The organism is Pseudomonas sp. BF-R-01 (genome assembly GCF_019946615.1).
GTDB lineage: Bacteria > Pseudomonadota > Gammaproteobacteria > Pseudomonadales > Pseudomonadaceae > Aquipseudomonas > Aquipseudomonas migulae.
The window spans coordinates 26314-34441 of sequence record NZ_JAGYFX010000064.1 but is presented as its reverse complement, the minus strand read 5'-3'; the positions used below and the strand labels follow the sequence as shown (position 1 = coordinate 34441).

At 58.1% G+C, this 8128-nt stretch carries 6 protein-coding genes; 5 read left to right on the top strand and 1 reads right to left on the bottom strand.

Annotation, left to right across the window (positions count from 1 at the left end):
* Positions 1 to 48: 48 nt before the first annotated feature.
* Positions 49 to 489, bottom strand: a complete 441-nt coding sequence (locus KGB27_RS21365; protein ID WP_008028495.1) for a universal stress protein — start codon at positions 487 to 489, stop codon at positions 49 to 51.
* Between the two features lie 104 nt (positions 490 to 593).
* On the opposite strand from KGB27_RS21365, the gene KGB27_RS21360 reads away from it, so the two are divergent.
* The 5 genes from KGB27_RS21360 to topA all read left to right on the top strand — a co-directional run bounded on the left by KGB27_RS21360 (position 594) and on the right by topA (position 8066).
* Positions 594 to 1031, top strand: a complete 438-nt coding sequence (locus tag KGB27_RS21360) for a hypothetical protein (RefSeq protein ID WP_008028493.1) — start codon at positions 594 to 596, stop codon at positions 1029 to 1031.
* A 602-nt stretch (positions 1032 to 1633) separates the two neighbouring features.
* Positions 1634 to 3781, top strand: a complete 2148-nt coding sequence (fadB, locus tag KGB27_RS21355) for a fatty acid oxidation complex subunit alpha FadB (protein WP_223556251.1) — start codon at positions 1634 to 1636, stop codon at positions 3779 to 3781.
* 32 nt (positions 3782 to 3813) lie between these two features.
* The gene (fadA, locus tag KGB27_RS21350; protein ID WP_008028488.1) at positions 3814 to 4989 is read left to right on the top strand and encodes an acetyl-CoA C-acyltransferase FadA; all 1176 of its coding nucleotides are present in this window, start codon (positions 3814 to 3816) and stop codon (positions 4987 to 4989) included.
* A gap of 98 nt (positions 4990 to 5087) precedes the next feature.
* On the top strand, positions 5088 to 5324 hold the full coding sequence (locus KGB27_RS21345) for a DUF1653 domain-containing protein (protein ID WP_008028485.1): 237 nt from the start codon (positions 5088 to 5090) through the stop codon (positions 5322 to 5324).
* A 114-nt stretch (positions 5325 to 5438) separates the two neighbouring features.
* Positions 5439 to 8066, top strand: a complete 2628-nt coding sequence (topA, locus tag KGB27_RS21340; RefSeq protein ID WP_008037710.1) for a type I DNA topoisomerase — start codon at positions 5439 to 5441, stop codon at positions 8064 to 8066.
* Positions 8067 to 8128 lie beyond the last annotated feature (62 nt).

Here is an 8128-nt window from a genome sequence, read left to right as displayed (position 1 = left end):
CTGATGCACCGTGATCGCCAGCAAGCCGGCTCCTACAAGGATCGGTTATCAGCTTTTGTTTTGCAGGCGCACGGCAAGTACGTCGCAAGGTGCGCCGTGCAGTACGTCATTGGCGGTGGAGCCCAGCAGCAATGCCAGGCCATGCCGGCCATGGCTGCCCACCACGATCAGGTCGCAGGTCTGCTCTTTGGCCAGGTGATGAATCTCCTGGCGTGGCTGGCCGTAGGTCAGGTGGCTGTACTCTTTGGAGAGTTCCGGGTACTTCACGATCAGCCGGTCAAGACGTTCCTTGGCCTGATCGAACTGTTGCTGCTGCAACTGGGAAAGGTCCATCGGCACGTCGCCGCCAAAGGCCATGGCCATCGGCTCGACAATGTGCACCAGGGACAGTTTCGCGCCGTTGCTCACCGACAGTTCGCGAGCTCGGTGGATGACAGGGTCGCACTCTTCGGTCAGGTCTACAGCGACCAGAATGTGGTTGTAGGGCATGAGGTGCTCCTCCTGAGGATTGCAATATTGGTAAGTATGGCTGGTTTCAAGCGCAGTGTTTTCAAAGTGACTCAAAGCGCTCATCAAGAATCGGGAGTACAGATATGACGGTCTGGATAGTGGTGTCAATCCTGTTGGTGGTTCTCAGTCCGCTGGCGTGGTTGCGTCCGTCCCGTGGGCAGAGCGGCCGCATGGCCCTGCGCATGGAGGCGCGACGCATCGGGCTGGCCATGCAGCTGGCGCCTCAGGAGTGGCCGCACTGGCTGAGCCAGGAACCGCCGAGCCCTTGCGCGCAGTACCATCGACCGCGTCGCGGCAATCAGCCTGCTTGCTGGAGTTACTGGCAAAAGTCTCCGGGCGTTTGGGTGAATCAATGGCAGGAGGTCTGTGAGGATCCGGCGTTGCTGATTCATTTCGAAAAGTTGCCGGCCAACGTCTACAAGGTCGAAGCGGACAAGCAGATGATCACGTTGTACTGGGGCGAAAAGGGCGAAGCGACAGTTTTGCAACAAATCGATGCAACCCTCAAAGCATTAGCCTGACTCTCGATCCCCTGTAGGAGCGAGCGGTGCGGCGATCCGACTTGCCCGCGAAGGCGTCCAACCTGACACACCGCTTTCGCGGGCAAGCCTCGCTCCTACGATTGTCCAGGCAATAAAAAGCCCGACATTCAACATCGGGCTGGAGTTGGCCAGGCAGGCCGGTAATTCGCTGTGCGCTGATCTTACGCCGGGCATTCGCCGACGCGTTCATATTTTTTCCTCAACCTCCCGCCCAGCGTAGCCCGTTAAACAAAGGCTGCCGTGAATTAGGGCGACTTTTCTAACTATTGATTCTATGAATGGCCTCACATGCAGCCGGGTGTTGCAGGTCTTCGTGTTACGGAAATGACCGGAAAGTCGCGTTTCAACCCGTGTTTTGGGCGATTGACAATTGTCGGAAATTCCGTGAAGGTGACGTACCCAAATCAAACGGGCGTATGAATTGAGCGTTTGTATTTCAGATCGCTCCTACAGAATCCCGACTATCGCGTTGGCGGGTGTGCCGGGTGGATTGGCGTAGCATCGACGATAAACGTCACTGCCAAGCCATTCGCCTGCTTCCGACGTGTACTGTTCAGCTTCCATATCGTGGAGATCAGTTGATGATTTACGAAGGTAAAGCCATCACGGTTAAGGCTCTTGAAAGTGGCATCGTCGAATTGAAATTCGACCTCAAGGGTGAGTCCGTCAACAAGTTCAACCGTCTAACCCTGAACGAACTGCGTCAGGCCGTAGACACCATCAAGGCAGATGCTTCGATCAAGGGTGTGATCGTCAGCAGCGGCAAGGACGTGTTCATCGTCGGCGCCGACATCACCGAATTTGTCGAGAACTTCAAGCTGCCGGATGCAGAGCTTGTCGCTGGCAACCTCGAAGCCAACAAGATTTTCAGCGATTTCGAAGACCTCAACGTCCCGACTGTCGCCGCGATCAACGGCATCGCCTTGGGTGGCGGTCTGGAAATGTGCCTGGCGGCGGACTACCGCGTCATGTCCGTCACGGCCAAGATCGGTCTGCCGGAAGTCAAACTTGGTATCTACCCGGGTTTTGGCGGCACTGTGCGCCTGCCGCGCCTGATCGGTGCCGACAACGCCATCGAGTGGATTGCCGCCGGTAAGGAAAACCGTGCTGAAGACGCGCTGAAAGTCGGCGCAGTCGATGCAGTGGTTGCACCTGAGAAACTGCAGGAAGCCGCTCTGGAACTGATCAAACGCGCCATCTCCGGCGAGTTCGACTACAAGGCCAAGCGTCAGCCGAAGCTGGAAAAGCTGAAACTGAACGCCATCGAACAAATGATGGCTTTCGAAACCGCCAAAGGTTTCGTGGCAGGCCAGGCTGGCCCGAACTACCCGGCACCGGTTGAAGCGATCAAGACCATCCAGAAAGCTGCGAACTTCGGTCGCGACAAAGCGCTGGAAGTCGAAGCCGCCGGTTTCGTCAAACTGGCCAAGACCTCTGCCGCGCAGAGCTTGATCGGTCTGTTCCTGAACGACCAGGAACTGAAGAAAAAGGCCAAGGCCTACGACGAAATCGCCAAAGACGTGAAGCAGGCTGCCGTATTGGGCGCCGGCATCATGGGTGGCGGTATCGCTTATCAGTCGGCCTCCAAAGGCACGCCGATCCTGATGAAAGACATCAACGAGCACGGCATCGAGCAAGGCCTGGCTGAAGCCGCCAAGCTGCTGGTCGGTCGCGTTGATAAAGGTCGCATGACCGCGGCGAAAATGGCCGAAGTGCTCAACGGCATTCGTCCGACCCTGTCCTACGGCGACTTCGGTCACGTGGATCTGGTGGTTGAAGCGGTCGTCGAGAACCCTAAGGTCAAGCAGGCTGTGCTGGCTGAAGTGGAAGACAAGGTCAAAGAGGACACCATCCTCGCGTCCAACACCTCGACCATTTCCATCACCTTGCTGGCCAAAGCCCTCAAGCGCCCGGAAAACTTCGTCGGCATGCACTTCTTCAACCCGGTGCACATGATGCCGCTGGTTGAAGTGATTCGTGGCGAGAAGTCCAGCGAGCTGGCCGTTGCCACTACCGTTGCCTACGCCAAGAAAATGGGCAAGAACCCGATCGTCGTCAACGACTGCCCGGGCTTCCTGGTCAACCGCGTCCTGTTCCCGTACTTCGGCGGCTTCGCCAAACTGGTCAGCGCCGGTGTGGACTTCGTCCGTATCGACAAGGTCATGGAAAAATTCGGCTGGCCGATGGGCCCGGCGTACCTGATGGACGTGGTCGGCATCGACACCGGCCACCACGGTCGCGACGTTATGGCTGAAGGCTTCCCGGACCGCATGAAAGACGACCGCAGTTCGGCTGTCGACGTGCTCTACGAAGCCAAGCGCCTGGGCCAGAAGAATGGCAAGGGCTTCTACGCCTACGAGACCGACAAGAAGGGCAAGCAGAAGAAAGTCGCCGACCCGTCGGTACTGGAAGTGCTCAAGCCAATCGTCTTTGAACAGCGCGAAGTGACTGACGAAGACATCATCAACTGGATGATGATCCCGCTGTGCCTGGAAACCGTGCGTTGCCTGGAAGACGGCATCGTCGAAACCGCTACCGAAGCCGACATGGGTCTGGTCTACGGTATTGGTTTCCCTCCATTCCGTGGCGGTGCGCTGCGCTACATCGATTCGATCGGTGTTGCCGAGTTCGTTGCCCTGGCTGACCAGTACGCTGATTTGGGCGCGCTGTACCACCCGACCGCAAAACTGCGTGAAATGGCCAAAACCGGCCAACGGTTCTTCGGTTAAGCGTCCCAACTTTTGAGCGAGAGTGAAATTTTATGAGCTTGAATCCAAGAGACGTCGTGATTGTCGACTTCGGTCGTACTCCGATGGGCCGCTCCAAGGGCGGCATGCACCGCAACACCCGTGCTGAAGATATGTCGGCGCACCTGATCAGCAAATTGCTGGAACGCAACGTCAAGGTCGACCCGAACGAAGTCGAAGACGTGATCTGGGGCTGTGTGAACCAGACCCTGGAGCAGGGCTGGAACATCGCTCGCATGGCGTCGCTGATGACTCAGATCCCGCACACCGCTGCCGGCCAGACCGTCAGCCGCCTGTGCGGCTCGTCGATGAGCGCTCTGCACACTGCTGCGCAAGCGATCATGACCGGCAACGGTGACGTATTCGTCGTCGGCGGCGTCGAGCATATGGGCCACGTGAGCATGATGCACGGTGTCGATCCGAACCCGCACATGTCGCTGTACGCGGCGAAAGCCTCGGGCATGATGGGCCTGACCGCTGAAATGCTGGGCAAAATGCACGGCATCACTCGCGAACAGCAGGACGCTTTCGGCGTGCGCTCCCACCAGCTCGCCCACAAGGCGACTGTGGAAGGCAAGTTCAAAGACGAAATCATCCCGATGCAGGGCTACGACGAGAACGGTTTCCTGAAACTGTTCGACTACGACGAAACCATTCGTCCGGAAACTACCCTGGAAAGCCTGGCGGCGTTGAAGCCAGCGTTTAACCCGAAGGGTGGCACCGTGACAGCCGGTACTTCGTCGCAAATCACCGATGGTGCTTCGTGCATGATCGTGATGTCGGCGCAGCGTGCACAGGATCTGGGTATCCAGCCTCTGGCGGTGATTCGTTCGATGGCAGTGGCAGGTGTGGATCCGGCAATCATGGGCTATGGTCCAGTACCGGCAACACAGAAAGCACTGAAGCGCGCGGGCCTTGGCATCAACGATATCGACTTCTTCGAGCTCAACGAAGCTTTCGCCGCACAGGCCCTGCCAGTGCTGAAAGATCTGAAAGTGCTCGACAAGATGAACGAGAAGGTTAACCTGCACGGCGGCGCGATCGCCCTGGGTCACCCGTTCGGTTGCTCCGGTGCGCGTATCTCCGGCACTTTGCTGAACGTGATGAAGCAAAATGGCGGCACCTTCGGGGTAGCCACCATGTGCATTGGTCTCGGCCAAGGCATCTCCACCGTCTTCGAACGCGTTTAAGCGTTCCGTTGACGGAAGCCGGGGCCAAGTGCCCCGGTTTTTGTTTTTCCGGATTTATTTTGTTTTTATTTTGAAAAAATTTGAGTGAGGGCCAAACCATGCCGATACAACCTGGGCTCTACCAACATTACAAAGGTCCGCAGTACCGCGTATTCAGTATTGCGCGGCATTCGGAAACGGAAGAAGAAGTGGTCTTCTACCAAGCCCTGTATGGCGATTACGGCTTTTGGGTGCGCCCCTTGAGCATGTTCCTGGAGTCGGTCGAGGTTGACGGTGAACAGGTGCCACGCTTTGCTTTGGTGCAAGCCGAACCGAGCCTTTTTACCAAGCCATAAGCTGAGAGCGCGCAGAACCCTGCGCTTGACCTCACCTTGTAGCCACTATATATAGCGGTGCCGCGTCAGGCGCCAACCGCCTTTCACTTCTAGAATTCAGGAATTTTCTGATCCATGGGCAAATCGCTGGTCATTGTGGAATCCCCGGCTAAGGCCAAGACCATCAACAAGTATCTGGGTAACCAATACGTGGTGAAGTCGAGTATCGGCCATATCCGAGACCTGCCCACCAGCGGTTCGGCTAGCGCCAGCAAAGAGCCAGCCGCCAAGCGCGGCAAAGCCGCTGCGGGTGAAGGTCCGGTGCTCTCGCCTAAAGAGAAAGCGCGCAAGCAGCTGGTCTCGCGCATGGGTGTCGATCCCGATCATGGCTGGAAAGCCAAGTACGAGATCCTCCCGGGCAAGGAAAAGGTTATCGAAGAGCTGCGCCGGCTCGCCAAGGATGCTGACACCATCTATCTCGCAACCGACTTGGATCGCGAGGGGGAAGCCATTGCCTGGCACCTGCGCGAAGCCATCGGTGGTGACGACAGCCGCTACAAGCGCGTGGTGTTCAACGAAATCACCAAGAAAGCGATTCAGGAAGCCTTCTCCAAACCAGGCGAGCTGGACATCGACCGTGTCAACGCCCAGCAGGCGCGTCGTTTCCTCGACCGCGTGGTGGGTTACATGGTTTCGCCGCTGCTGTGGGCCAAGATCGCCCGTGGCCTGTCCGCCGGTCGCGTGCAATCGGTTGCCGTGAAGCTGGTGGTGGAGCGTGAGCGTGAAATCCGCGCGTTCATCCCGGAAGAGTACTGGGAAGTCCACGCTGACCTCGGCACTGCCAAGGGCGCTACCGTGCGTTTCGACGTCGCTCGCGAGAAGGGCGAAGCGTTCAAGCCGCTGAACGAAGCCCAGGCCATGGCTGCGCTGGAGAAGCTCAAGGCTTCCAGCTACAGCATCGTCAAGCGCGAAGACAAACCGACCAGCAGCAAGCCGTCGGCACCGTTCATCACGTCCACCCTGCAGCAGGCCGCGAGCAACCGCCTGGGCTTCGGCGTGAAGAAAACCATGATGATGGCCCAGCGCTTGTACGAAGCCGGCTACATCACTTATATGCGTACCGACTCCACCAACCTCTCGGCCGATGCCGTGACGATGGCGCGTACGTATATTGAAGGTGAATTCGGCAAGAAGTACCTGCCGGAAACCCCGAACGTCTACAGCAGCAAAGAAGGCGCACAAGAGGCTCACGAAGCGATTCGTCCGTCTGACGCCAACACCGAGCCAAGCAAGCTGTCGGGCATGGAGCGTGATGCAGAGCGGCTTTACGAGCTGATCTGGCGCCAGTTCCTCGCCTGCCAGATGCTGCCGGCGCAATACCTGTCGACCACGGTCACTGTCGGTGCCGGCGATTTCGAGCTGCGCGCCAAGGGCCGTATCCTCAAGTTCGACGGTTACACCCGCGTCATGCCGCAAATCGCCAAGCCTGGCGATGACGACGTGCTGCCGGACATGGCCCAGGGCGACGCGATGAAGCTGATCAAGCTTGATCCGACCCAGCACTTCACCAAGCCGCCGGCGCGTTACTCGGAAGCGAGCCTGGTGAAAGAAATGGAAAAACGCGGTATCGGTCGTCCTTCGACCTACGCGGCGATCATTTCGACCATCCAGGACCGTGGTTATGTAGCGCTGCACAACCGTCGTTTCTACTCGGAAAAGATGGGTGACATCGTCACCGAGCGTCTGTCCGAGAGCTTCTCCAATCTCATGGACTACGGCTTCACCGCCGGCATGGAAGAGAATCTCGATGACGTGGCCCAGGGCGAGCGCGACTGGAAAAACGTGCTGGACGAGTTCTACGGCGACTTCAAGAAGAAGCTCGAAGTGGCCGAAAGCCCGGAAAGCGGCATGCGTGCCAACCAGCCGGTAATGACCGACATTCCGTGCCTGACCTGTGGCCGTCCGATGCAGATCCGTACCGCATCGACCGGCGTGTTCCTCGGTTGCTCGGGTTACAGCCTGCCGCCGAAAGAGCGCTGCAAGGCCACCGTCAACCTGGTGCCGGGTGATGAAATCGCCGCGGACGACGAGGGTGAGTCGGAATCGCTGGTGCTGCGTGGCAAGCATCGTTGCCCGATCTGCAGCACGGCGATGGACGCTTACCTGCTCGACGAGAAGCGCAAGCTGCACATCTGCGGCAACAACCCGGATTGCGACGGCTACGAAATCGAAGAGGGCACCTATCGCATCAAGGGCTACGAAGGTCCGAGCCTGGAATGCGACAAGTGTGGCAGCGAGATGCAGCTCAAGACTGGCCGTTTCGGCAAGTTCTTCGGTTGCACCAACGCAACGTGCAAGAACACCCGCAAACTGCTGAAAAGCGGTGATGCGGCGCCGCCGAAGATGGATCCGGTGAAGATGCCTGAGCTGAAATGCGAAAAGGTCAACGACACTTATATCCTGCGCGACGGGGCTTCCGGTCTGTTCCTGGCCGCCAGCCAGTTCCCGAAAAACCGCGAGACCCGTGCGCCGCTGGTCATGGAAATCATCCCGCACAAGGATGAGATCGATCCGAAGTACCACTTCCTCTGTGAAGCGCCGAAAAAGGACCCGGACGGTCTCCCTGCCGTGATCCGTTACAGCCGCAAGACCAAAGAGCAGTACGTGCAGACGGAAGTCGACGGTAAGCCGACTGGCTGGAAAGCGTATTATGACGGCGGCAAGTGGACGGTTGAAGACAAGCGTCCAGCAGCCAAAGCTTAAACAGCGCTGTAATTAAAAGGCCGCATGACAACCCTCGGGTTTTCATGCGGCCTTTTTGTTTG